24 protein-coding genes are annotated in these 23,615 nt (G+C 67.9%); 6 read left to right on the top strand and 18 right to left on the bottom strand.

Annotated elements, in window-relative coordinates:
* Positions 1-11: 11 nt before the first annotated feature.
* The 3 genes from PBT88_RS13380 to PBT88_RS13390 are packed head-to-tail and all read right to left on the bottom strand — an operon-like array spanning position 12 to position 2,966.
* Positions 12-962: a tyrosine-type recombinase/integrase gene (locus PBT88_RS13380; RefSeq protein WP_270075835.1), complete on the bottom strand. Its 951-nt coding sequence runs from the start codon at positions 960-962 to the stop codon at positions 12-14.
* Positions 959-2,833: a hypothetical protein gene (locus tag PBT88_RS13385; protein WP_270075836.1), complete on the bottom strand. Its 1,875-nt coding sequence runs from the start codon at positions 2,831-2,833 to the stop codon at positions 959-961. The genes PBT88_RS13380 and PBT88_RS13385 overlap by 4 nt, the downstream gene beginning before the upstream one ends.
* On the bottom strand, positions 2,817-2,966 hold the full coding sequence (locus PBT88_RS13390) for a hypothetical protein (protein ID WP_270075837.1): 150 nt from the start codon (positions 2,964-2,966) through the stop codon (positions 2,817-2,819). The genes PBT88_RS13385 and PBT88_RS13390 overlap by 17 nt, the downstream gene beginning before the upstream one ends.
* 89 nt (positions 2,967-3,055) lie before the next feature.
* Here PBT88_RS13390 and PBT88_RS13395 point away from each other — a divergent pair, with 89 nt between their 5' ends.
* A complete protein-coding gene (locus PBT88_RS13395) occupies positions 3,056-3,610 on the top strand; it encodes a shikimate kinase (RefSeq protein ID WP_270075838.1) in 555 nt (184 codons plus the stop codon).
* The gene (gene aroB, locus PBT88_RS13400; RefSeq protein WP_270075839.1) at positions 3,607-4,722 is read left to right on the top strand and encodes a 3-dehydroquinate synthase; all 1,116 of its coding nucleotides are present in this window, start codon (positions 3,607-3,609) and stop codon (positions 4,720-4,722) included. The genes PBT88_RS13395 and aroB overlap by 4 nt, the downstream gene beginning before the upstream one ends.
* A gap of 16 nt (positions 4,723-4,738) precedes the next feature.
* Here the strand turns inward: aroB and PBT88_RS13405 are convergent, their stop codons facing one another.
* The 4 genes from PBT88_RS13405 to PBT88_RS13420 all read right to left on the bottom strand — a co-directional run bounded on the left by PBT88_RS13405 (position 4,739) and on the right by PBT88_RS13420 (position 7,942).
* The gene (locus PBT88_RS13405; protein WP_270075840.1) at positions 4,739-5,104 is read right to left on the bottom strand and encodes a DUF423 domain-containing protein; all 366 of its coding nucleotides are present in this window, start codon (positions 5,102-5,104) and stop codon (positions 4,739-4,741) included.
* Positions 5,101-6,888 (bottom strand): cation:proton antiporter domain-containing protein, encoded by a 1,788-nt coding sequence (locus PBT88_RS13410; protein WP_270075841.1) that lies wholly within the window; start codon positions 6,886-6,888, stop codon positions 5,101-5,103. Before PBT88_RS13410 ends, PBT88_RS13405 begins: the two co-directional genes overlap by 4 nt.
* On the bottom strand, positions 6,885-7,328 hold the full coding sequence (locus tag PBT88_RS13415; RefSeq protein WP_270075842.1) for an iron-sulfur cluster assembly scaffold protein: 444 nt from the start codon (positions 7,326-7,328) through the stop codon (positions 6,885-6,887). The genes PBT88_RS13410 and PBT88_RS13415 overlap by 4 nt, the downstream gene beginning before the upstream one ends.
* Before the next feature lie 71 nt (positions 7,329-7,399).
* Positions 7,400-7,942 carry a CvpA family protein gene (locus tag PBT88_RS13420; RefSeq protein ID WP_270075843.1) on the bottom strand — a complete coding sequence of 181 codons (543 nt, stop codon included), beginning with the start codon at positions 7,940-7,942 and terminating at the stop codon, positions 7,400-7,402.
* A gap of 210 nt (positions 7,943-8,152) precedes the next feature.
* Here PBT88_RS13420 and PBT88_RS13425 point away from each other — a divergent pair, with 210 nt between their 5' ends.
* On the top strand, positions 8,153-8,482 hold the full coding sequence (locus PBT88_RS13425; RefSeq protein ID WP_270075844.1) for a UrcA family protein: 330 nt from the start codon (positions 8,153-8,155) through the stop codon (positions 8,480-8,482).
* Positions 8,483-8,529: 47 nt separating this feature from the next.
* Here the strand turns inward: PBT88_RS13425 and rsmD are convergent, their stop codons facing one another.
* Entirely contained in the window at positions 8,530-9,069 is a 540-nt protein-coding gene (gene rsmD, locus PBT88_RS13430; RefSeq protein ID WP_270075845.1) for a 16S rRNA (guanine(966)-N(2))-methyltransferase RsmD, read from the bottom strand.
* Positions 9,070-9,121: 52 nt separating this feature from the next.
* Complete coding sequence (locus tag PBT88_RS13435) at positions 9,122-10,372, bottom strand: pseudouridine synthase (protein ID WP_407696563.1); 1,251 nt, start codon at positions 10,370-10,372, stop codon at positions 9,122-9,124.
* A 376-nt stretch (positions 10,373-10,748) separates the two neighbouring features.
* Between PBT88_RS13435 and PBT88_RS13440 the strand changes: the two genes are divergently transcribed.
* Both PBT88_RS13440 and PBT88_RS13445 read left to right on the top strand, forming a co-directional pair.
* Positions 10,749-11,183, top strand: coding sequence for a response regulator (locus tag PBT88_RS13440; RefSeq protein ID WP_270075847.1), 435 nt, complete (start codon positions 10,749-10,751; stop codon positions 11,181-11,183).
* A gap of 92 nt (positions 11,184-11,275) precedes the next feature.
* Entirely contained in the window at positions 11,276-12,934 is a 1,659-nt protein-coding gene (locus PBT88_RS13445; protein WP_270075848.1) for an AmpG family muropeptide MFS transporter, read from the top strand.
* A gap of 2 nt (positions 12,935-12,936) precedes the next feature.
* Here the strand turns inward: PBT88_RS13445 and PBT88_RS13450 are convergent, their stop codons facing one another.
* Genes PBT88_RS13450 through PBT88_RS13470 form a run of 5 tightly spaced genes read right to left on the bottom strand, consistent with a single transcriptional unit; the run spans position 12,937 to position 17,821 of the window.
* Entirely contained in the window at positions 12,937-14,265 is a 1,329-nt protein-coding gene (locus PBT88_RS13450) for a bifunctional folylpolyglutamate synthase/dihydrofolate synthase (protein WP_270075849.1), read from the bottom strand.
* 4 nt (positions 14,266-14,269) lie between these two features.
* Positions 14,270-15,124, bottom strand: a complete 855-nt coding sequence (accD, locus tag PBT88_RS13455; protein WP_270075850.1) for an acetyl-CoA carboxylase, carboxyltransferase subunit beta — start codon at positions 15,122-15,124, stop codon at positions 14,270-14,272.
* Positions 15,121-15,933, bottom strand: a complete 813-nt coding sequence (gene trpA, locus PBT88_RS13460) for a tryptophan synthase subunit alpha (protein WP_270075851.1) — start codon at positions 15,931-15,933, stop codon at positions 15,121-15,123. Before trpA ends, accD begins: the two co-directional genes overlap by 4 nt.
* A complete protein-coding gene (trpB, locus tag PBT88_RS13465; RefSeq protein ID WP_270075852.1) occupies positions 15,930-17,192 on the bottom strand; it encodes a tryptophan synthase subunit beta in 1,263 nt (420 codons plus the stop codon). The genes trpA and trpB overlap by 4 nt, the downstream gene beginning before the upstream one ends.
* Complete coding sequence (locus PBT88_RS13470) at positions 17,189-17,821, bottom strand: phosphoribosylanthranilate isomerase (RefSeq protein WP_270075853.1); 633 nt, start codon at positions 17,819-17,821, stop codon at positions 17,189-17,191. The genes trpB and PBT88_RS13470 overlap by 4 nt, the downstream gene beginning before the upstream one ends.
* A gap of 187 nt (positions 17,822-18,008) precedes the next feature.
* Between PBT88_RS13470 and PBT88_RS13475 the strand changes: the two genes are divergently transcribed.
* Positions 18,009-18,398, top strand: coding sequence for a response regulator (locus PBT88_RS13475; RefSeq protein ID WP_270075854.1), 390 nt, complete (start codon positions 18,009-18,011; stop codon positions 18,396-18,398).
* A gap of 17 nt (positions 18,399-18,415) precedes the next feature.
* Here PBT88_RS13475 and PBT88_RS13480 read toward each other — a convergent pair whose 3' ends face one another.
* From PBT88_RS13480 to PBT88_RS13495, 4 genes are all read right to left on the bottom strand, one after another.
* Positions 18,416-19,729 carry an aspartate aminotransferase family protein gene (locus PBT88_RS13480; RefSeq protein ID WP_270075855.1) on the bottom strand — a complete coding sequence of 438 codons (1,314 nt, stop codon included), beginning with the start codon at positions 19,727-19,729 and terminating at the stop codon, positions 18,416-18,418.
* Between the two features lie 132 nt (positions 19,730-19,861).
* The gene (locus PBT88_RS13485; RefSeq protein WP_270075856.1) at positions 19,862-21,229 is read right to left on the bottom strand and encodes a glutamine synthetase family protein; all 1,368 of its coding nucleotides are present in this window, start codon (positions 21,227-21,229) and stop codon (positions 19,862-19,864) included.
* Positions 21,230-21,346: 117 nt separating this feature from the next.
* Positions 21,347-22,762 (bottom strand): aminotransferase, encoded by a 1,416-nt coding sequence (locus tag PBT88_RS13490; protein ID WP_270075857.1) that lies wholly within the window; start codon positions 22,760-22,762, stop codon positions 21,347-21,349.
* Positions 22,759-23,592, bottom strand: a complete 834-nt coding sequence (locus tag PBT88_RS13495) for a gamma-glutamyl-gamma-aminobutyrate hydrolase family protein (RefSeq protein WP_270075858.1) — start codon at positions 23,590-23,592, stop codon at positions 22,759-22,761. Before PBT88_RS13495 ends, PBT88_RS13490 begins: the two co-directional genes overlap by 4 nt.
* Between the last annotated feature and the right edge of the window lie 23 nt (positions 23,593-23,615).

Genomic DNA, 23,615 nt, shown 5'->3' on the forward strand with positions numbered 1-23,615 from the left:
GGATCGAGCGATTAGGCCGCCTGCTCCGGGTCGTCAACGGACGCCGATTCGGCCGCGCTGCCATCCGCCAGCGGATGGCGCTCGTTCACCAGCGCGATCAGCCTGCGATTATCGACATGGGTATAGATTTGCGTCGTCGCGATATCGGCATGACCGAGCATGGTCTGCAGGGCGCGCAGATCGGCACCGCCTTCCAGCAGATGCGTGGCGAAGGCGTGGCGCAGGACATGCGGGCTGATCCGATCGGGCGGGATGCCGGCCTCGGCGCCGAGCGCACGAATCAGCTGATAGAGCCTTACGCGGCTGAGATACGCCTTGCCGGAGGGAAAGAGCCATGGCTGCCCCGCCGGCACCAGCGCCCGCCACGCCTCCACTGCCGCCAGCGCACGCTCCGAGATCGGCGCCAGCCGTTCGCGCCCGCCCTTGCCCTTGAGGATCAGGAAGGGCTGGCCCGAACGGATCGCCGCCCGCGGCAGCGAGACCAGCTCGGTCGCGCGAAGCCCCGATCCGTAGAGCAGTTCGACCAGCGCGGCGGCGCGCAAATCCTCGGGCCTGCCAGGATCGGCCACCCGTTTTTCCAGTACCGCGAACAGCCGGTCGACATCGGCATGACTCAAAATCCGGGGCAGCGGACGTCGCACCTGTCCGCGCGGCAGTGCGACCGACGGATCGTCCGCCCGCTCGCCTTCATCCATCAGGAAGCGATAGAAACGGCGCAGTGCAGCCGATTTCCGTGCGATCGTCGCCCGGGCCAAACCCGACCATTGCTCGCCCAGCCTGCCGAGTTGGTCAGGGCCGGCAGTGCCGAGCGCTCCCTCCAACACGGCCGAGGCGCTACGCAGATCCGTCCCATAAGCCAGCAGCGTGTTGCGCGAAGCCCCGGCTTCGGCAGCCAACGCCTCCAGGAAGCGCTCGATGGCGCGTGCGTCCTCGCCCTGCGCGAACGCCGCGCCCGGCCTCATGTCCGCATCAGGGCTTCGGCCGCCACCATCCGCGCCTCCGGCTCGAAGCCGACGGCCCGCAGCGCCGCGATGATGTGATAGAGGAATACGGGCGACACCTGGCTCCAGTCCGTGGTCTGCATCCCCACCGCCGCCAGCAGCGCCACCGTCGCCGGTTCGCGCTTGGCGGCCGCCTGATCGATCGCCTGCGTCCATGCGTTGCGATCGCCCATGTTCACATGGAGCTTCTGCGCCAGCGCCTCGGCATCGCGGGGCGGGATGCGCCCGAGCGCCGCCAGACCGACATAGAGGAATTGCGCGCGCAGCAACGCCGATCCGCGACCGCCCGATCCGAAATCCGCAACGCGATCCGTATCGACATCGACCATCAGCCGCGGCGCGCCGACCGCCATCAGCGCCCAGGCCTCGTCGCCGGCCGTTCCCTTGGCGCCGCGCACGACGTCGGCCCAGCGCTGCGCCTGGATGTCGCACCCGGCCGACAGCATCGCCCCGATCAGCGCGGACGCATCCGCCGCATAATCGGATGATGGGTTGATCCGCGCCGCCGCACGCGCGGTGAGGATGCGCGAGGCATATTGATCGCGCTCGTCTTCGGGATTCGCCCACAGCGCCCGCAGTGCGGCGACGCGATCCGATTCGTCCTGCGCGGCATAAGCCTTGCGCAATCGACCGGCAGGCGTGTCGTCCATCGCATAGGGATCGCCGCTTTCCGCGACCTGCGACAGCGCATCGACCAGATCGGCCGACGACATCACCCCCAACGTCGCGGCGACCCGCATCGCCTTGAGCCGGCTCGCGACCGGCAGCATCGGCGCGCGCGCCCGCCAGCCCTGCATCGCCAGCCCGCCCTGATCGAGCAGATAATCGGGAATCGTCATGCCCAGCGCGCTGCCGAGGCCGAAGCGCCAGCTGGTCATGCTATTGACGCTGGTCCATTGCACGTCGGGGGCACGTCGCGCGCTGGTGCCGGAACCGACGACCCGCTCGGCCAGCGCCAGATCGATACCGCTCGCCGCGTTCGGCAGCGATCGCGCGCGATCGATCAGCGCGCTGGCCGTTCCGCCCTCATTCTGAAGCCCGGCGCACATCGCACGGGCCAGCGGCCAGGTCGCGCTCTGCAAGGCGCCGTCGGCCGGTTCCGCGACCGGGCACAGCGCACCGGGATCGGCGGTCGCCATCGCCGCTTCGAGCACTGCGTCATAATAACGTGGTGTCGCCTTGTCGGGATCGACGCGCTGGACCAGCAGCCGCGCCGCGTCGGCCTCACCCATGCGCGTGAGCAGCAAAGCGCGTTCCGCCACCCAGTCGGAGGCATTCACCCCGCCCGGCGTCTCGATATCGGTGGTCAGCACGCGCCGCAGCAGCATCGATACCCAGCGCGACGCGATCGGGGCATCCATCCGCGCCATCAGCGTCTTGAGATAGCGACCCGCCGTGTTGCCGAAGCCATCCTGCGGGATGCCGGTCACCGTTGGGCTGAGGAAGCCGATATGATCGGTCGACCGGCGCGCGAATTCCGGAATGTCCTGCTCACGCAGCAGCGCGGCCGCGGCCTTCGCCGCAGCGGTGGCCTTGTCCGCGTCGGCCTGTACGTCGGCGGCATCGGCCTGGTCCTGCGTCGGCGGCGCAAGCGACAGCGTCGGCAGTTCCTGCACGTCATCGCCCTCGTCGCCGGACGGAGCCGGAGACCTGGCAGGCGACGGGACCGGCGGGGCCGGTGGCGTCGGCGCGGCCGGCTGCGCCTTCGGCGCGGAGCCGAAGCCGGGCGGCAGCAGCGACTGCGGCGACTGCCCGAACGCCGCGGGAATCGCGACAGCCAGCAGAGCGGCACCGGCCAGCAGGCCGGCCGCCGCCTTAGTGCGCCGACGCATCCGCGGCGCCGTTCAGCGTCACCACCGTCTCGATATGATGCGGCGTCACATTGACGTTACGCCGGGACAGCCAGACGAGGCCGGCGACGATCAGGGCGACGATAACGATCAGAGTGATGCTGGCACGCGACATGTGTTTCCCGGCGCAAAAAGAAAAAGAAGGCACAAGCGAAGGAGCCGGCTTTTGCCCCATCCCGTAGCCCTGTGTATAGCCCCGGCGCCATGCCGCAAACCCCGCCCCCGCAACGCCCCGCCTCAGCGTCGCTGCCGAAACGCCGGCCCCTTGTGCTGGTGGGGCTGATGGGCGTCGGAAAATCCACCGTCGGCCGCCGGCTCGCGACGCGTTTGCACCTGCCGTTCATCGATGCAGACCGCGAAATCGAGCAGGCCGCCGGCCTCTCCATCCCCGACATTTTCGCGCGTTTCGGCGAGGAGGGCTTCCGGGACGGCGAACGCCGGGTGATCGCCCGGCTGATCGACGGTCATCCCAAGGTCATCGCCACCGGCGGCGGTGCGTTCATGAACGACGACACCCGCGCTCTCATCCTCGCGCGCGCCACCGCCATATGGCTGGATGCCGATATCGACGTCCTGGTCGAGCGGGTCAGCCGGCGCGACGACCGTCCCTTGCTGCGCGACCGCGATCCGAGGGAGGCGCTGATCGAGCTTTCGGCCAAGCGCAACCCGATCTACGCGCTTGCTCCCGTCCATATCCGTTCCGAACCGCTGCCGCATGACGCGACCGTGGATTCGATCCTGAAGGCGCTCGCGCTATGACCATCGTTCCCGTGTCCCTCGGTGATCGCAGCTACGAGGTTTCGATCGAGGCCGGCGCCATGGCACAGGCCGGCATGCGACTGGCCGGATATGCCCCGCGCGGGCGATTCGTGGTGGTGACGGACGAGAATGTCGCCGCAGCCCAGCTTCCGATCCTGCGGGCGTCGCTCGAAGCCGCCGGCCTGCTGGTCGAGCCGATTATCCTGCCGCCCGGCGAACCCACCAAGAGCTGGCCCCAGCTTGAAATGCTGTGCGATCGGCTGCTCGGTCTCGGCATCGAGCGCTCCGACAATGTGATCGCGCTCGGCGGCGGCGTGATCGGCGATCTGGTCGGCTTCGCCTGCGCGATCCTCAAGCGGGGCTGCGGCTTCGTCCAGGTGCCGACCACCCTGCTCGCCCAGGTCGATTCGTCGGTCGGCGGCAAGACCGCGATCAACACCCGCGCCGGCAAGAATCTGATCGGGGCGTTCCACCAGCCCTCCCACGTCCTGATCGATCCCGACACGCTCGACACACTGCCCGCTCGGCAGGTCGCCGCCGGCTATGCCGAGGTGGCGAAATATGGACTGATCGACGATCCTGCCTTCTTCGACTGGTGCGAGGCGAATGCCGCCGCCCTGCTCGCCGGCGACCCGACGGCGCGTACCCACGCGATTGCCACCAGCATCGCCGCCAAGGCCCGCATCGTCGCCGCCGACGAACGCGAGACGGGCGGCGTGCGCGCGCTGCTCAACCTCGGCCACACCTTCGGCCACGCCCTGGAAGCCGAGACCGGCTTCGGCGAGCGCCTGCTTCATGGCGAGGGCGTGGCCTGCGGCATGGCGCTGGCCTTCCGCTACTCGGCCCGTATCGGATTATGCCCGCCCGGCGATGCGGCACGGGTTTCGCGCCATCTCGCGATGGTCGGCCTGCCGACGACGCTGGCGGCTGCCGGTGTCGATACGACAGGCGACGCCCTCGTCGCACACATGCTCCACGACAAGAAGATGGCGGGCGGAAAGCTGCCCTTCCTGTTGGCCCGCGGGATCGGGCAGACCTTCCTCGACAAGAATGTCGATCTCGCCGAGGTCGCCCGCTTCCTGGACGACGAACGGACCGGCACCATCGCCTGATCGGGCGACGACGGACCTAGCGGGAACGCCCAGCCCCCACGGCCAGCGCCAGCCAGCCGATGATCAGTCCCATGCCGCCCAGCGGGGTGACGGCGCCGAGCCAGTGGGGCGCGCCGAAGGCCATCGCGTAGAGCGTCGCCGCGAACAGCCCGCCACCGCCGATGAAGCACCAGCCGGCCAAGCGCCCGGCCGGCCGGCCGATCGCCACCAGTGCCGCCACCGCGTGGATCAACTGATAATGCGATCCCGTCTTGAGCCATTCGGCGGCCACCCCGCTCGCGCCATGCGCGCCATAGGCACCGGCCACCACCGCCACCGCGCCGGACAAGCTCGCCAGCACACCGAGCGTGCGCCTCTCATGAGGGTCTGCCCCCACGCTCACGCCTTGGCGCTTTCTTCTAGGCTGTCGGTGGCATGCCCCGGTCGGTACATCAGGCCGAGTGCGGAGGTGACGCGGAGTTCACCCGCCTCATGCTGGGCGCGCAGGCGGCGCAGATCGCGCTCGCGATAATCCTCTTCGATGCGATGGATCTCCTCGGCATCGACGCCCATCGCATCGAGCGCCATCCGCCCCATCTTGATCGCGCTTTCAAATACCTCACGCACCCCGGACTTGGCCAGACCGACCTTCTTGAGCGCCAGCACGCCGCGCCGATCGAACACACGGATCAGCAGGCGTGCATGCGGGAAAGCAGCCTGGATAGCCTCGATGACCTCGACGTTCGGCTGCTCGCCATCGATGCAGAAGCAGATCATCTCGGCCTCGTCCGCTCCCGCCTGCCGCAGCAGATCGATGCGGGTGCCATCGCCATAATAGATCTTGATCTCCATGCGGTCGCCGATGTCGATGATCTCGCTGTCGAGATCGACGATGGTGAGCGACATGCCGTGGGCGAACAGCATCTGGGTGACGGTCTGGCCGAAACGGCCATAGCCGACCACGATCGCGCTCGCCTGCTCGGCCTCTTCCGGCCCGGCGATGCCGCGCAACTTGGCACCCGCCTCCTCGCCGCCGAAACGCCGGGCGAGCGACATCAGGAACGGCGTCGTCGCCATCGACAGCGTCACCACCGCCGACATCAGGCTCGCCGCTTCGGGGGCGATCAGATAGGCGGACTGCGCCTGCCCGAACAGCACGAAGCCGAATTCGCCGCCCTGGCTCAGCAGCAGCCCGAGCGCGAAGGCGGAGCGGCTCTCCATCTTCGCCAGCCGCGCGATGCCATAGAGCACGCCCGTCTTCACCACGATCAGCGCGGCGGCGATACCGAGCACGAACAGGGGGCGCGTCGCGATCGCGGTCAGATCGAGCAGCATTCCGACGGTGAGGAAGAACAGCCCGAGCAGGATCGAGCGGAACGGCTCGACATCCGCCTCCAGCTCATGCCGGTAGGGCGAGTCGGCCAGCATCACGCCCGCCACGAACGCACCGAGCGCGGTCGAAAGGTGCAGCCATTCCATCAGCGCGGATGCGGCCAGCACGGTGAACAGGCCGGTCGCCACGAACATCTCGCGCTCGCCGAGATTGCCGATCAGCTTGAGCACCGGCGTCAGCACGTAGCGACCGGCCAGCACCAGTGCGATGATCGCCCCAACCGTGTAGAGCCCCAGCAGCCAGCCCGGCGGCGCGTGGACGTCGGCAGGAGCGCGGCTCAGCGCAGCGATGATCGTGATCAGCGGGACGATCGAGAGATCCTGGAACAGCAGGATCGAGAAAGCGCGTTCACCGAACTGGGTATGGAGGCGCCCCTGCGAGCGCAGCAGCGGCAGCACCTGGGCGGTGGACGACAGCGCCAGCGGCAGGCCGATCGCCAGCGCGGCCTTGGGCGTGAAGCCGGCCAGCCCCCAGATCACGACCGTGATCGCCAGACCCGCCACCACCACCTGGGCCGTGCCGAAGCCGAAGATCTCGCGCTTGAGATCCCACAATCTTCGCGGATTGAGCTCCAGCCCGACGAGGAACAGCAGCAGCGTGATGCCGATCTCGGCGATCCCCATCTTGCCCTGCGCGTCGCCGACCAGATCGAGCATCTGCGGCCCGATCACCATACCGGCGACGAGATAACCGAGCACCGCGCCCAGGCCGAAGCGCCGGAACAGCAGCACGGCGGGCACCGCTGCGCCGAGCATGATCACGCCATCGCGCAGCAGATTGTCGGTCGGCGTCATGCCGCCGCCTGCCGTCGCGCGAGCGCGGTGCGGGCCGCATCGGCCACGGCCTCGAAGGCAAGACGGATCGACGGATGCCGTGCCGGATAATCGCGCGCCGGCAGGAAGATATCGAGGCCCGGCCAGTCGCCCGGATCGTCACGCTCTCCGGCGAGGAAGCCTGTCACGGCATCGCGCGCGGCATCGATTTCCTCCACCGACCGGCCGATGGCATGCGCCCCCATCAGCGCGGCCGAGGCCTGGCCCAATGCGCAGGCGCGCACCTCCTGCCCGATCGCCGAGACCCGGCCCCGTTCATCGAGCATGACATCCACCGTCACCCGGCTACCGCACACCGCCGAGCGCTTCTCGGATGACCCTTCCGCGTCGGCAAGCCGGACGTCATGGGGAATGGACGCGGCAAGCCGCAATATCGTGGGATTGTAGAGGGCAGCCGACATGGGCCGAGAGATAGGCGAGCGTTGCCGCGCCGTCACCCCTTCAGCATCGCAGAAGCTCGGCCCGATGCCCTTTAATTGGTCGGCCCGCTGACATTCTCCACGTCCGCATGTTCGCCGCGTCGCTTGGCGATCATGTCATCGATCGCGTGGCGGCTGGCCTGGAGCAGCGCGATGCTGCGCGCCTCGCGCACCCATTCCGGGCGGGGCGATGCCCCGCCATAGCCGATATCATAGACGAGGTTGCCGAACATGAAGAGCAGGGTGACGCCGATCAGCCCCTTCAGCGCGCCAAATCCCAGCCCCAGCGTGCGATCGATCGGGCCGAGGATCGAATCGCGCGTGCGCCGCCCGATCCGCTGCGCCACCATCCGGCCGCCGAAGAAGACGATCGCGAACACCAGCACGAAGGCGAGCAGCGAAGCTCCAGCCCTCATATGCATCCATGATCCGATGACCAAGGCAGCCGGCGTGTAGAACAGCTTCAACGCGATCACGGTCGCCACCCAGGCAAATAGCGACAGCACCTCGGTAACGAAGCCGCGCAGCACACCGAGAAGGGCGCCACCCCCGACGAAGAGCAGGACGATGATGTCTAGAAGGGTCAGCGCATGCATGGTCCGGCGGAGGTAGGCAGTCGCGTGGTGCGGGTCAACGGACGCCACGCCCCCCACCGGCTGTCATCGAAGCGACAGCCGACTCGTCACGATCGGAGCCTAGCGGGAAACCTACCGACCGGGACAGCCGGCGGTATCGCCCGGCGCCCCCGCGCGGCGGATGCGAACGAATATGTGCGCGTCAAACCGATCTCACGCAGGAGATTTTCGATGCCCCGTCTTTCTCACGTCGCCTTCGCGGCGATCGCCGTCGCTTGCCTGATGGCCGTCCCCCCCGCGCTCGCACAGACACGCGAGCCGGTCAGCGCCCGGATTTCCTATGCCGATCTCGACCTCGCCACCGCCAAAGGCCGGGCCACGCTCGCCCGGCGCCTGCATCGTATCGCCGCCGGCACCTGCACGAGCAGCCTCGGCGACATCGCCGGCGCGGTGGACCGCAGCCGCTGTCGGCAGGAGATGGAGGACAGCGGCACGCGGCAGATCACGGCCCTCATCCGCCAGCATGACGATGTGAGGCTCGCCGCCGCCGATCCCCGCTGACAGGAGCGAACCCGCAGGTGACGATCGCCTGCGGGTTCGTCTGGCGATCAGCCTTCGTAGCGCAGCAGAGTGAGCTTGGCCTTGCCATATTGCCGCTCCGTCTCGATCGCGAAGCCCTGCGGCGTCACGATCTCGGCGCGCTCCCCTTCCACGCTGGCCAGCGCGCCCGGCGCCAGCCAACCCAGCCGGGCCAGCCGCTCCAGCGTCGGCACGCCCGCCCGCATGTCATAGGGTGGGTCCATCATCATCAGATCATAGGGCCGCGGGCTCGGGCCCAGCGTGCCGACCGCCTGCGCCCGCACGTCAGCGCGGGCACCCAGGCTCGCGATATTGGCGCGCAGCGCGTCTAGCGCCGCCTTGTCCTGCTCCACGAAGGTGCAGGACGCCGCGCCACGGGACAAAGCCTCCAGCCCGAGTGCGCCGGTGCCCGCGAACAGATCGATCACGGCGAGATCCTCGAAACTGCCGAGCCGGCTCGCCAGCATCGAGAACAGGGCTTCGCGGGTGCGATCGGCCGACGGGCGCGTCTCGTCACCCTTCGGCGCCTTCAACGGTCGCCCGCGCCACTGGCCGGCAATGATTCTCATCGTCCGCCCTTCATCGTCCGCCCTTCATCGCCCAACCTTCATCGCCCAACCTTCATCGCAACGTCTTCCTGAACTCCTCGAGATCGTGCTGGCGCACCTCGACCACTTCGCCGGCCGGCAGATCGGCGAGGATGAACTCGCCATAAGCGACGCGGATCAGCCGCGAGACCTGGAGGCCCAGATATTCGAGCACGCGCCGCACCTCGCGGTTCTTGCCCTCGGTGATCTTGATCTCGATCCACACATTGGCACCGGTGCGACGCTCCAGATTGGCATCGATCGGGCCATAGCGGATGCCGTCGATGGTGATCCCTTCCATCAGCGACTCGAGCATCTCCTGTGTCACCTCGCCATAGGCACGGGCGCGATAGACGCGCGGGATGCCGGTGGAGGGCAATTCGAGCTTGCGCTTGAGCTCGCCGTCATTGGTGAGCAGCAACAGGCCCTCGGTATTGAGATCGAGCCGGCCGACCGGGATCACCCGCGGCAGGCCAGGCGGCAGGCGATCATAGATCGTCGCGCGGCCGGCGGGGTCATAAGCGGCGGTGATCAGTCCGGTCGGCTTGTGGAACAGGAAGAGTCGCGAGGCGTCGGCGGCCTCGACCGGATTGCCGTCGACGGTCACGCCCTGAAGCGAGGTCAGGATCGTGGCGGGTGTATCGAGCACCGTGCCGTCCAGCGCGATCCGTCCTTCGACGATCATCCGTTCGATCTCGCGGCGCGAGGCGATGCCGGCGCGGGCCAGCAGCTTGGCGATCCGCTGCGGCTCGAGCTTGGCATGGACGCTGGAGGCGTTGGCACGCGACGCGCGCGCATCGCGGCTGCCGGTCGCGACGCTGCCGTCCTTGCGAACGCGGCCTGCACGGGCCGGCTCTGCGACGGGCCTGCCGGCCGGGGCCACGGTCTCACGACGCCGTGGCGCAGCGCCCGCATCACCGGCGCGCCCGACACTCGTCCGCACCGGGCGGGAGCGATCCGGCCGATCAGCCGGCGGCCTCGCCGTGGAGCCCATGCCATCCCGTCGGACAGGTCCGCGTCCTTCGTCGCTCCGCGGACGGACGGGACGGGGCCGGTCCTCCGATGGCCGAAGAGAAGAGGAACGATCGCCTGCGGGGCGACCGAAAGACGGGCCAGCCGACGATGGGCGAGAAGTGGACGGGCGAGCCACGGACGTGCGATCGTCGCGGCGGCCGGATGCGCCGGATGCGCCGAAATCGTCCCGGCCGACAGGCGCCGAGCGGGAGCGATCCTGCCGTCCGCGTTCGTTCGCCGGCCGCGCGGGGGCATCGCCATCGCGCCGCATCGGCCGGGCGCGCGGATTTGCGCGCGGATTTGTAGGCCTGCCGGCATCCGGCGCGACGCCATCGGTGCGGGCCTGCCGGATATCGTTCCGCCCGCTCGCCACACTGCCGTCCTTGCGGATACGGGGGCCCTTGGCGGGGCGATCGCCCTCGCCATCGGCCGCCGGCTTGGCGTCGCGACGGGTGCGGTGCTTGGTGGGGCGCCCGCCTGCTTTGGGCTTGGCTTTGGCCCAGCCCGGCTTTTTGGCGCCGGGTCGGCCGTCATCGCCGGGGCGGCGGGGGGCGCTCACTTCATGTCTCCGCTTTAATGGGTGCGGAACCGCCTTCCGCGCTATTCGCTTGGGGGTCAAGCTGCGAGTCGCAGCCGAGGGAGGCACGATGTTCGGACGGGGACGGCAGGAACGCGACGGCGCTATCCGCCGCATCCTCGTGGTGGAGGACGATGCGCTGGTCGCCTTCGACAATGAATATGGACTTGGCGACGCGGGCTACACCGTGGTCGACACCATCGACAATGCGGCGGAGGCCAAGGCCCTGATCGCGAAGGGCGGCATCGATCTGGTCCTGTCGGACGTCAATCTGCGTGGCGCCGGCAGTGGCGTCGATGTCGCTCGTGCCGCGCATGAGGCCGGCATCCCGCTGCTGTTCGTGTCCGGCCAATGCCCTGTAGAGGCACAGAGCCTCGCCGCCGGCTGCCTCGCCAAGCCCTATTCGCAGCGCGACATGCTCGCCGCCATCGCCGCGCTCGATGCCAAGCGCGCCGGCCGCAAGCCCGGCCGGCTGCCGCGCGGGCTGACGCTGTACGAGGACTGACGGCGGCCGAAACGATTTCGGCGGAGGAAACTTCGCTCTAGGTATCGATCAATCGCCATCGTATGCCCGGCCTTCCTGAACGGGAGGGTATATTGGCAGTCGAGCGTCCCAAGGGTTTCCGGTTGCTGGCGGTGGCGTTGAAAACCCGCAAGTCGGCCTCGATGCTGGCCTTCGGCTTCTCGTCCGGCCTGCCCTATGCGCTGTTGATCGGCACGCTGAACGCGTGGCTCGGCGAGGTGAAGATCAGCCTCGCGACGATCGGCATCCTGTCGTGGATCGGCCTTGCCTATGCCTTCAAATTCCTGTGGTCGCCCGTCGTCGATCGACTCGTGCTGCCGGGCCTGGGTCGGCTCGGCCGCCGCAAGAGCTGGATCACGCTCTGCCAGATCGTGATGGTGTTCGCCTTCATCGGCCTCGCCTTCACCGATCCGGCGAAGGATATCGGCACCTTCGCGATCTTCGCGGTCATCGCCGCGCTGGGATCGGCGACGCAGGATGTCGCGGTCGATGCCTGGCGGATCGACGTCGCCGACGAGATGACGCCGGTCGAGCTGCTCTCGGCGATCTACCAGTTCGGCTATCGCATCGCGAGCATCGTCGGCGGCGCCTTCGCCTTGTTCCTGGCCGCCCGCATGTCGTGGACGCTCGTCTTCCTCATCATGGCCTGCTTCATCGCCCTGATGATCGGTGTCGCCCTGTTCGCCCCCGATACCGAGCGCCCGCCGGAAAGCCGTAACGGCGCGCTGTCCGACCATGAGCTGGCGCCGGGGCTGCGCTTCGCGGCGCTTGCCGTGGTGGGCATCAGCTGGATCTGGGCGATCGCGTCGATCGGGCATTTCATGGTGACGATGCTGATGCCGGTGCCGGCCGGCACCATTGCGCCTTCGGTCGCGGGCTTCATGAAGACGACCGGCCCGTGGATCATCATCGCCACCGTGCTGGTGCCGCTGATGGTGGCCGCCATGGTCAATCGCCTCAAGGACCGGATGACCGCCGATACCGCGCGATCGGTGGGTGGCGCGGCCGACCATCTCTACGGCGCCCTGATCAGCCCGCTGACCGAATTAACGGCGCGGCTGGGTTGGGGCGTGCTGGGGGTGATGGGGCTGATCCTCACCTACACCCTCTGCTACAATATCTGGGCCGCGTTCGCTTATCCCTTCTACCTGGATTTCCTTCATTATTCGAAGGACGAGGTGGCCTTTGCCTCGAAACTGTTCGGGATCGTGATGACCATCGTCGGCGTCGGCCTGGGTGGCATCCTGTTCGCGCGGCTGGGCCGTTTCCCGACCGTGCTGATCGGCGCGATCCTGCCGATCCTCGGCAATTTCCTCTATGCCGATCTCGCCGACGGCGCCGTCGGCATCGACGCCTTCGCGCACCTGCTGCGGCTCGACGCGCTGGCGGCCATGCTGGGCTCCGACGAACGGATGATGCGGCTGCTGATCGTGATCTCCGCCGAGAATGTCTCCACCGGCATCGCCGGCGCCGCGTTCGTCGCCTATGTGTCGGGCATCGTCGCCAAGCGCTACGCCGCCGTCCAATATTCGCTGCTGTCCTCGCTCACCTTCCTGATCGGGTCGCTGGCGCGCGGAGTCGCCGGCGAAGCGTTCGACCGGCTGGGCTACGCCACCGTGTTCCGCCAGACCGCACTGGTGGGCCTGCTCGCGATCCTGTTCGTGCTGGCCGAATGGTGGCGCTCATCGCGCCAGGCGCGGCGCGAAGCCGGCAACACCGGACTTGCCGCCTGAGCCTAGTCCGGCAACTGCCCGTTGGCGCGCAGCACCTCGCCGGCCAGATAGAGCGAGCCGAGGATCAGCACATATGGCGGCTCGGTGCAATCGGCATGGCGGCCGATCCAGCCGAGAGCATCGGCGACGCTCGCCGCCGGCATCGCGGTGAGGCCGGCATGCCTCGCGGCGGCCGCCAATTCCGCGGGCGCATGATGGTCGTGATGCGGCACCGGCACCGCATGAAGCGTCGCATGGCGGCCGGCGAAGGCCTTCAGCACCCCGGTCGCATCCTTATTGGCGAGCAGTCCCATGACGAGATGCAGCGGCTTGCCCGCCGGGACGACGGCGCGCAGATGATCCGCCACCACGCGCGCGGCAGCCGGGTTGTGCCCGCCATCGAGCCACAATTCGCCATTCTTGGGCAGCAGATCGCGCAGCGGGCCGGGCGCGAGCGGCTGCATCCGCGCTGGCCATTCCGCCCATCCCATCGCCGCACGCAGCGCCGATGCCGGCACCGGCAGCACCCTCTGGTGGCGCAGCATGGCGATGGCGAGGCCCGCATTCTGCGCCTGATAAGCGCCCGCGAGCCTCGGCAGCGGCAATGCGAACTGACCTTCGAGATCGCGATAATGGAGTTCGCCACGAGCAGACACGGCATCCCAGGATGCACCGCGCGGATAAAGCTCCGCCCCGACCACATTGGCCACCGCCGCCACGGCCTCGGCCATCTTGGCCGGATAGCGCTGGGTCAGCAGCGGCACGCCGGCCTTGGCGATGCCGGCCTTCTCGGCAGCGATCTGCTCGGGCTGGTCGCCGAGGAACGCCTGGTGATCCATACCGAGCTGGGTGATGCCGGTGACGATCGGAGCGGCGATCACATTGGTCGCGTCCAGCCGGCCGCCGAGGCCGACCTCGATCACGCAGGCATCCGCCGGAACCTCCGCGAAGGCCAACAGCGCGGCCGCCGTCGTCACCTCGAAGAAGCTGGGCACCATGTCGCCCGCAATATCCAGCACGCGCGCCAGATAGCCGGCGAGCGTCGGGTCGTCGATCAGTTGCCCGGCCAGCCGGATGCGCTCGTTGAAGCGGACGAGGTGCGGGCTGGTATAGACATGGACCTTATACCCCGCCGCCTCCAGCGCAGCACGCAGGAAGGCGCAGGTCGATCCCTTGCCGTTGGTGCCGGCGACATGGAACACCGGCGGCAGCGATCGCTCGGGATGGCCGAGCCGCGCCAGCAATTCGCTGATCCGCTCCAGCCCGAGAATATCGCGGCCGGGCGAGAGCGCATCGAGCCTGTCTAGCTGGCGCTGGACATCCGTGTCGTCGGATCGGGCATGATCCACCATGGCTTCACGCCGCCGCCTGCTCCGGAACGAGATAGGCGATCAGCCTGGCCAGCGTCTCGCGCAGCTTGTGCCGGTGGGTCACCATGTCGAGCATACCGTGGTCGAGCAGATATTCGGAGCGCTGGAAGCCTTCGGGCAGCTTCTCGCGGATGGTCTGCTCGATCACCCGCTGGCCGGCGAAACCAATGAGCGCGCCCGGCTCGGCGAGTTGGACATCGCCGAGCATCGCATAGGAAGCCGTGACGCCGCCCGTGGTCGGATCGGTCATCACCACGATGTAGGGCAGCCCCGCCTCGTGCAGCTTCTGGATTGCGACCGTGGTCTTGGGCATCTGCATGAGGCTGAGGATACCCTCCTGCATGCGGGCGCCGCCGGCCGCGGTGAACACGATGTACGGCGCCTTCTCGGCGATCGCCGCCTCGACGCCGGCGACGAACGCCGCACCGACCGCGAGGCCCATCGATCCGCCCATGAAGGCGAAATCCTGCACGCCGACGACGGCCTTGCGGCCCTCGATCTCGCCCTTGGCATTCAGGAAGGCGTCCGGTTCGCCGGTGGCGGTACGCGCCGCCTTGATGCGATCGGCATATTTCTTGGTGTCACGGAATTTGAGCGGGTCTTCGCGCACGGTCGGTGCCGGCAGTGGCGTGTGGACGCCGCTGTCGAAGATCAGGTCGAAGCGCTTGGCTGCGCCGATGCGGCCATGATGCTCGCACTTCGGGCAGACATTCTGGTTTTCCTCATATTCTTTGAGGAAGGTCATCGCGCCGCATTGCGGGCATTTGTGCCAGAGATTGTCCGGGGTCTCCCGCTTCACGATGAAGGGGATCGAGTTGCGGACCTTGTCGATCCAGCTCATGCGTTCACTCCTACGCGGGCGCTGCGCACCGCTTCTGCCAGTTGGGCGACGAGCGTGGCACCCGCCGCAGGATCGCCGCCGGCCTTGGCCAGTACGTCCACGATCGCCGATCCGACCACCACGCCATCGGCGATGCGCGCGATGGCGGCGGCCTGCTCCGGCGTGCGGACCCCGAAGCCGACCGCGACGGGCAGATCGGTGCCCATCTTCAGCCGCGCCACCGCCGCATCGATGCTGTCGGTCGCCGCCTGCTGGAGGCCGGTAATCCCGGCGACCGAGACATAATAGAGAAATCCGGAGGCGCCAGCCAGCACCGCCGGCAGGCGCCCGGCATCGGTGGTCGGCGTCGCAAGACGGACCAGATCGACGCCCTTGCCGCGCAGCGCCGGCCCGAGCGCGGCATCTTCTTCCGCCGGGATATCGACGCAGATCACGCCATCGACACCGGCATCATCGAGCGCCTGCGCGAACCATGCCGGCCCGCGTGACAGCATCGGATTGGCATAGCCCATCAGCACCAGCGGTGTCTCCGGATGACGCTCGCGGAAGCCCTTGGCGATGGCCAGGACGTCGGCAGTCTTGGTGCCGGCGGCGAGCGCGCGGATATTGGCTTCCTGGATCGCCGGGCCATCGGCCATCGGATCGGTGAAGGGCATACCGAGCTCGATCACGTCGGCGCCTGCCGCGACGATCGCATCGAGGATGGCAGGCGTGTGCGCGGGCGACGGATCGCCGGCGGTGACGAAGGCGATCAGCGCGGCCCGGTCCTCGGCGGCGAGGCGCGCGAAGGTGGTGGCGAGGCGGCTCATATCGTCACCCCCATCGCGTCGGCGACGGTGAAGATGTCCTTGTCGCCGCGGCCGGAGAGGTTGAGGACGACGATCTGGTCCTCGTCCATATCGCGCGCCTTGCGGACGATCGCGGCGATCGCGTGGGCGCTCTCCAGCGCCGGGATGATCCCCTCGGCGCGGCAGCAGAGCTGGAAGGCGTCCATCGCCTCCTGGTCGGTGACGCCTTCATAGACCACCCGGCCGCTCTCATGCAGCCAGCTATGCTCGGGGCCGATGCCCGGATAGTCGAGCCCCGCCGAGATCGAATGCGCCTCGGTGATCTGGCCGTCCTCGTCCTGCAGCAGATAGGTGCGGTTGCCGTGGAGGACGCCGGGGCGGCCGCCATTGAGGCTGGCGGCGTGCTTGTCGGTGTCCATGCCATGCCCGGCCGCCTCGATGCCGAGCATCGCCACTTGCGGATCGTCGAGGAAGGGATGGAAGAGGCCGATGGCGTTCGATCCGCCGCCCACCGCCGCGATCAGCAGATCCGGCAGGCGCCCCTCCGCCTCCAGGATCTGGGCGCGGGATTCGATACCGATCACCGACTGGAAGTCGCGCACCAACTCGGGATAGGGATGCGGGCCGGCGGCGGTGCCGATGATGTAGAAGGTGTCGTCGACGTTCGCGACCCAATCGCGCATCGCCTCGTTCATCGCATCCTTGAGCGTCTGCGCGCCGGAGGTGACCGAGCGGACCTCGGCGCCGAGCAGCTTCATGCGGAACACGTTGGGCTGCTGGCGGGCGACATCCACCGCGCCCATGAAGATCGTACAGGGCAGGCCGAAGCGCGCCGCGACGGTGGCGGTGGCGACGCCATGCTGGCCGGCGCCGGTCTCGGCGATGATCCGCGTCTTGCCCATGCGGATGGCGAGCAGGATCTGGCCGATGCAATTGTTGATCTTGTGCGCGCCGGTGTGGTTCAGATCCTCGCGCTTGAAATAGATCTTCGGGCCGCGCCTTTTCCCGTCTGGCCCGGCGGGCGCATCGCGGCGCAGCGCCTTGGTCAGTCCCTCGGCATAATAAAGCGGGCTCGGCCGGCCGACGAAATGCTTGAGCAGCCCGTCCAGCTCGGCATGGAATCCCTCGTCCACCTGCGCCGCGCGATATTCGCGCTCGAGGTCGAGGATCAGCGGCATCAGCGTCTCGGCGACGTAGCGGCCGCCAAATTCACCGAAATGGCCATCAGCATCGGGCTGGGCGCGGAGGGAGTTTGCCCCGTGGGGTGTCAGGCTCGTCATGATTGAGCCGTCGCTTGGAGGAAGGCGGCGATCTTGTCCACATCCTTGACGCCTGGCGCACGCTCCACGCCCGAGGAGACATCGACCAGCCGGGTTCCGGTGATCCGCACGGCCTCGGCAATATTAGCCACATCGAGACCGCCCGACAGCGCCCAGGGCAGCGGGTGGCCGAACCCTTCCAGCAGTTTCCAATCGAAGCGCAACCCCATGCCACCCGGCAGGGTGCCCTTGGGGGTCTTGGCGTCATAAAGGATGCGATCGGCGGCCCCCCGATACAGCTTCGCCGCGTCGAGATCGGCGCGGGTGCGCACCGGCACCGCCTTCCACACCTCGATGCCCAGCCGCGCCTTCACCGCCGCGACCCGTTCCGGACTCTCGTCACCGTGCAGCTGGACGCCGGTCAACCGCGCACCGCGCACCGCATGAAGAAGCAGCGCATCGTCGGGATCGACGAACACGCCGATCCGGCCCACTGCCTCCGGCGTGACCAGTTCACCGGCCTGTTCGGGCACGATGTCGCGCGGGCTCTTCGGGAAGAAGACGAAGCCGACATGACTGGCCCCGCCCCGCGTGGCGGCCGATACGGTCTCGGGTGTGGAAAGCCCGCAAATCTTGGCGAAGGTCGGCATGATGCCCGGGCATATAGGGATGCAGACCGTGAGTGGCGAGCCGGAACATGGCACCCGCCGTCGCGACGCTCCCGCGACGCCCGCTCGGCGCGATCATACTTTCGTCTAAAAATCCTTAATCCTACCCAGATTTAACTCTTTGTTTACCGCCTTCGCCGCCAAATTGCCGCTGGCAGGGAGGTGGTCCATGCATCACATCGTCGACAAGCGCGTCCTCATCGTTGAAGACAATAGCCTGATCGGCGAAGTGATCGCCGAGACGATCGCGGGGGCCGGCGGCTGGCCGATCGGGCCGGTACTGACCGAGATCGAAGCGCTCGACATGATCAATTACGATCACCACGCCCCCGATGCCGCGATCATCGATATCGGGCTCGACGGGCGCTCGTTCGGGGTCGCCAGCCGGTTACGGGAACTGGGCGTGCCGTTCGTCTTCGCGACCGGCTATGCCGAGGATATTCCGCCCGAATTCCATGACGCCCCGGTGTGCGAGAAGCCCTATACCCCCCGCGCGCTGCTCGTCTCCCTCTCGGCCGCGCTGCAATCGGTGATCATCCCGAAGGTCGCCGCCGCCTGATCGCGTGTGAATGGCCCTCAGGCCGCCGCGACGATCGCGGCGCGCAGCCTGTCCACAATCTCGCCGATCTCGGCCTCGCTGGCGATCAGCGGCGGCGACAGCGCGATGGTGTCAGCGGTGGCGCGGACCAGTAGGCCGTCGTCGAAGGCGCGGTGGAACACGGCCTTGCCGCGCGCGCCCGGTGCACCGGGCTTCGGCTTCATCTCCACGCCGGCGACGAAACCGCAGGTGCGGATATCGTGGATGACGTCGAGATCGCGCAGGCCGTGGATCGCGTCCGCCCAGACGTCGGTGAGCGCGGCGCTGCGCTCGAACAGGCCCTCGTCGGCATAGATGTCGAGCGTCGCCAGTCCGGCGGCGGCGGCGAGCGGATGGCCCGAATAGGTGTAGCCATGGGCCAGCTCGATCCCCGGCAGCGCGTTGTTCACGATGCCGTCGTGGACGAAGCCGACGGCGGCGACCGCGCCCATCGGCACCGCGCCGTTGGTCAGCCCCTTGGCCATGGTGATCAGGTCGGGCGTCACCCCGAACGCCTGCGCCGCGAATGGCGCGCCCAACCGGCCGAAGCCGGTGATCACCTCATCGAAGATCAGCAGGATGCCGTGCTTCGCGGTGATCGCGCGGAGCTTCTCCAGATAGCCGACCGGCGGGGGCAGCACCCCGGTCGATCCCGCCATCGGCTCGACGATCACCGCCGCGATCGTCTCGGCGCCGTGGAGCGCGACCAGCCCCTCCAACTCGTCGGCGAGGTGCGCGCCCCATGCGGGCTGACCGCGCGTGAACGCCTGGTGTTCGTGGCTATGGGTGTGGCGGAGATGATCGACGCCGGGCAGCGACAGGAATTGCCGCCGGTTGCCAACGATCCCGCCGACCGAGACGCCGCCGAAATTGACCCCGTGATAGCCGCGCTGGCGACCAATCAGCCGGGTCCGTGTCCCCTGCCCGATCGACCGCTGGTAGGCGAGCGCGATCTTGAGCGCGGTATCCACCGATTCAGAGCCCGAATTGGTGAAGAAGATATGGTCCAGCCCTTCGGGCGTGATCGCGGCGAGCCGGGTCGCCAGCCGGAACACCGACGGATGGGCGAGCTGGAAGGTCGGCGCGAAATCGAGCTCGCCGGCGGCCTGCGCGATCGCCTGGGTGATCGGCGCGCGGCAATGGCCGGCATTGACGCACCACAGCCCGCCGGTGCCGTCGAGCACCTGCCGCCCGTCGGGCGTCCAATAATGCATCCCCGCCGCCTTGGCGAACATCCGCGGCTCGGCCTTGTAGCCGCGATTGTCGGTGAACGGCATCCAGAAGGCGGAGAGGTCGTTGGGGATATTGGACATGCGCGTCTCCGGTCGTCTCGCATGGAATCCGTTCGCACTGAGCCTGTCGAAGTGCGTGCTACCGGCGTCGCGCCTGCGGCACATTCTTCGACAAGCTCAGGACGAACGAAGTATCTGCAATTATTTTGTGCATCACACCTTCAGCAGCAGATGGTCGCGCTCCCACGAGCTGATCACGCCTTCATAGGCGTTGAGCTCGTCGGACTTGATGCGGTGGAAGGCGCGGATGAAATCCTCGCCGAGGATCTCGATCACCTCCTTGCACTGGACCATGCGGAACAGCGCCTCGTCGAGATTGCGTGGCAGGGTGCGGGCATGGCGATAGGCGTTGCCCTCGACCATGGCCTCCGGCTTGATGCCGTCACGCACGCCGATATAGCCGCACACCAAAGACGCCGCGACCGCCAGATAGGCGTTGGCATCGGCGCCGGGCACGCGATTCTCGACACGGGTGTTGGGTAGATCGGTGATCGGCACGCGCAGGCCGCAGGATCGATTGTCATAGCCCCATTGCAGGTTGATCGGCGCCGAATGATCGGGCCGCATCCGCCGGAAGCTGTTGACGTTGGGGGCGAACAAGGGCGCCACCTCGGGCAGCAGGGTCTGCAGCCCGCCGACGAAGTGGCGGAAGGTCTTGGTCAGCCCCTCCTTGCCCTTGCCGGTGCCGAACAGGTTCTGGCCGGTCTTGGAATCCACCGCGGAGATATGCTGGTGCATCGCCGAGCCGGGCTGGTTCTCGTGCGGCTTGGCCATGAAGGTGGCGTAGACGCCGTGCTTGAGCGCGACCTGGCGGACGATACGCTTGAACAACGTCACCTGGTCGCACAGGTGGATGGGATCGCCATGGTTGAAGTTGATCTCGAGCTGGGCGGTGCCCGCCTCGTGGATCATCGTGTCGAGATGGAGCGAGGCCGTCTCGGCATATTCGTAGATGTCCTCGATCAGATCCTCATATTCGGTGACCGCTTCGAGGCCGTAGGGTTGCGGCGAGGTCTCGGCGCGGCCCGATCGACCGGCCGGCGGCTCCAGCGGCAGGTCGGGATCGGTGTTGACCTGGGTGAGGTAGAATTCGAGCTCGGGCGCGACCACGATCTTCCAGCCCATCTCGTCATAGAGGCTGAGCACCTTCTTCAGCACATGGCGCGGGCTGATCTCATAGGGTCCGCCACCCTTGTGATAGGCATCCGCGAAGACGAAGGCGGTCGGCGTCTTGAAGCCCGGCGCGACGCACAGCGTCGCCGGGTCCGGGTGGAGCGAGACGTCGCGATCGCTGAATGCCTCCTCGTCGCCCGGCTCGTCGGCATATTGGCCGGTGACAGTGACCGAGAAGACGCTCGACGGCAGGCGCAGCGAGTCGCTCTTCACCGAGGAGACGAACTTGCCGGCGGGCCACACCTTGCCGCGGATCACGCCGTTCATGTCGGGGACGAGGCATTCGACCTCGCTGATGCCCTTTTCCCGTATCCAGTTGGCGAAGGTGGCATCGATGTCGGGTTTCATGTCCGTTCCCATCTCAAGCGTCCGTTCGTGCCGTGCGCCATCGACGCGCAGCTACCGCGCAGCATAGCCTCCGAACGGGCTCAGGCCGAACGGATGTTGGTGCTGAGAGCGAATATCTCACAGCCCCTCGCCTGCCCCTTCGAGCAGCGGCAAGTCGAGCGCGCGCAGCGTCTCCGCCACCTGGTCGAGCGCGGCGGCGATGATCGCGACCATGCGGTCGATCTCCTCATGGGTGATGATGAAGGGCGGGCACATCACGATGCTGTCGCGCACCGCACGGACCATCAGCCCGCCGGCGATGCAGGCATCGCGGACCATCGGGCCGGCCATGCCCTCGCGGCCGCCGAAGCGCCGGTTGGTGCCCTTCTCGGCGACGATCTCGACCGCACCGATCAGCCCCAGCGAGCGCGCCTCGCCGACCAGCGGATGCGCCGCCAGCCGGGCGAGCGCGGCGGCGAAATAGGGGCCGACGTCCGAACGGACCCGATCGACCAGCTGCTCGCGCTCGATGATCTCGAGATTGCGCAGCGCCACCGCCGCCGCGACGGGATGGCCCGAATAGGTGTAGCCATGGACGAAATCATCGTCGACCGAGCGCAGCGTCTCGACGATGGCGCGGGAGACGGCGGTGGCCGAGATCGGCAGATAGCCCGACGACAGCCCCTTCGCCATCGAGACGATGTCGGGCGTCACCCCGAATTTCTGGAAGCCGAACCATTCGCCGAGCCGGCCGAAGCCGCAAATCACCTCGTCCAGGACCAGCAGGATGCCATATTTGCGGCAGATCGCCTCGACCTGCTGCCAATAGCCGTCCGGCGGGATGATGACGCCGCCGGCGCCCTGCACCGGCTCGCCGATGAATGCCGCGATCTTCTCCGGGCCGATGGCGAGGATGCGATCCTCGATATCCTGCGCGGCGCGCGCGCCGAACGCCACGGGATCCTCGCCGAAGCCGTCGCCGAACCAATAGGGCTGCATGACATGCTCGACGCCGGGGATCGGCAGATCGCCCTGCACATGCATGTAGCTCATGCCGCCGAGGCTGGCCGAGGCCACGGTCGAGCCATGATAGGCGTTGCGGCGGCTGATGAAGGTCTTGCGCTGCGGCTCGCCCTTGATGTCCCAATAGGTGCGGACCAGCCGGAACACGGTGTCGTTCGATTCCGAGCCCGACGAATTGAAGAAGATATGCTGGAGTTCGCCGCCGAGCAGCCCGGCGAGCTTGGTCGCCAGCGCAATCGGCGGCGGCGTCGCGGTGCGGAAGAAGGTGTTGTAGAAAGGCAGTTCGAGCATCTGCTCGCGCGCCACCTCGGCCAGTTCCGCACGGCCATAGCCGACATCGACGCACCAGAGGCCTGCCATGCCGTCGAGGATGGCATTGCCGTCGCCATCATAGATGGTCGATCCTTCTGCGCGCACGATGATCCGGCTGCCGCCGATGTCGCGCTGGAGCTTGTAGGAGGATTGCGCCGGCAGATGATGCGCGACGTCGAGGCGGCGCAGTTCGGCGATGTCGTGGTTGCGGCGGGTCATGCGGTTTCTTCCCGTTCGTCCCGAGCGCAGTCGGGGGACGTGGAGGCTGGGTGCTGCGTGTCTCGACTGCGCTCGACACGATCGGCGCTGATGGGGTCTTCCCCCCGCAACGCGCGGCCAAAGATGTGGAAGATGCCCTGCGAGGCGGCATCGCGGTCGGTCTGCCATTCGGGATGCCATTGGACGGCGAGGATCGGGGCGCGGTTGGGGCTGGCCGAGATCGCCTCGACCACCCCGTCGGGCGCTTGCGCCTCGATCGAAAGCCCCTCGCCGAGCCGGCCGACGCCCTGGAAATGCACCGAATTGACCGCGAGCCGCTCGCGCCCGAAGGCCCGCGCCAGCACCCCGCCGGGGGTGAGGATCACGTCATGCCGGTGGCCGAACATATCGGGCAGCGGGACGCCGTCGGGCGCATGATGGCTGAGCGGGCGCCCCTCCGCGCCGAGATCGCGTGCCAGCGTGCCGCCGAAGGCGACGTTCAGTTCCTGGAAGCCGCGGCAGATGCCGAGCACTGGGCGCGCGCGATCGATCATCGCCGCGATCAGCCGCGCGGTCATCTCGTCGCGGCCGGGATCGAAGGGGCCGTCGCCGTCGCTCGCATCGCCGTAGCGCGCCGGGGCGACATTGGACGGGCTGCCGGTGAGCAGCAGACCATCGAGCCGCGCGGCGACGGACTTCGCGTCGATCAGGTCGGGCCGCGCCGGGATCAGCACCGCATCGACACCGGCGTGGCGGATCACCGCCTCCATATAGCGCTCGATGACCAGCTGCGCCGTCTCCTCGCCATAGGCGCGGGTATCGGCCGAGATGCCGATCAGCGGGCGGGTCATCGCGGCACGCCTTTCCGTGCTCC

This window comes from Sphingomonas abietis, from assembly GCF_027625475.1.
Taxonomy (GTDB): Bacteria; Pseudomonadota; Alphaproteobacteria; order Sphingomonadales; family Sphingomonadaceae; genus Solisphingomonas; species Solisphingomonas abietis.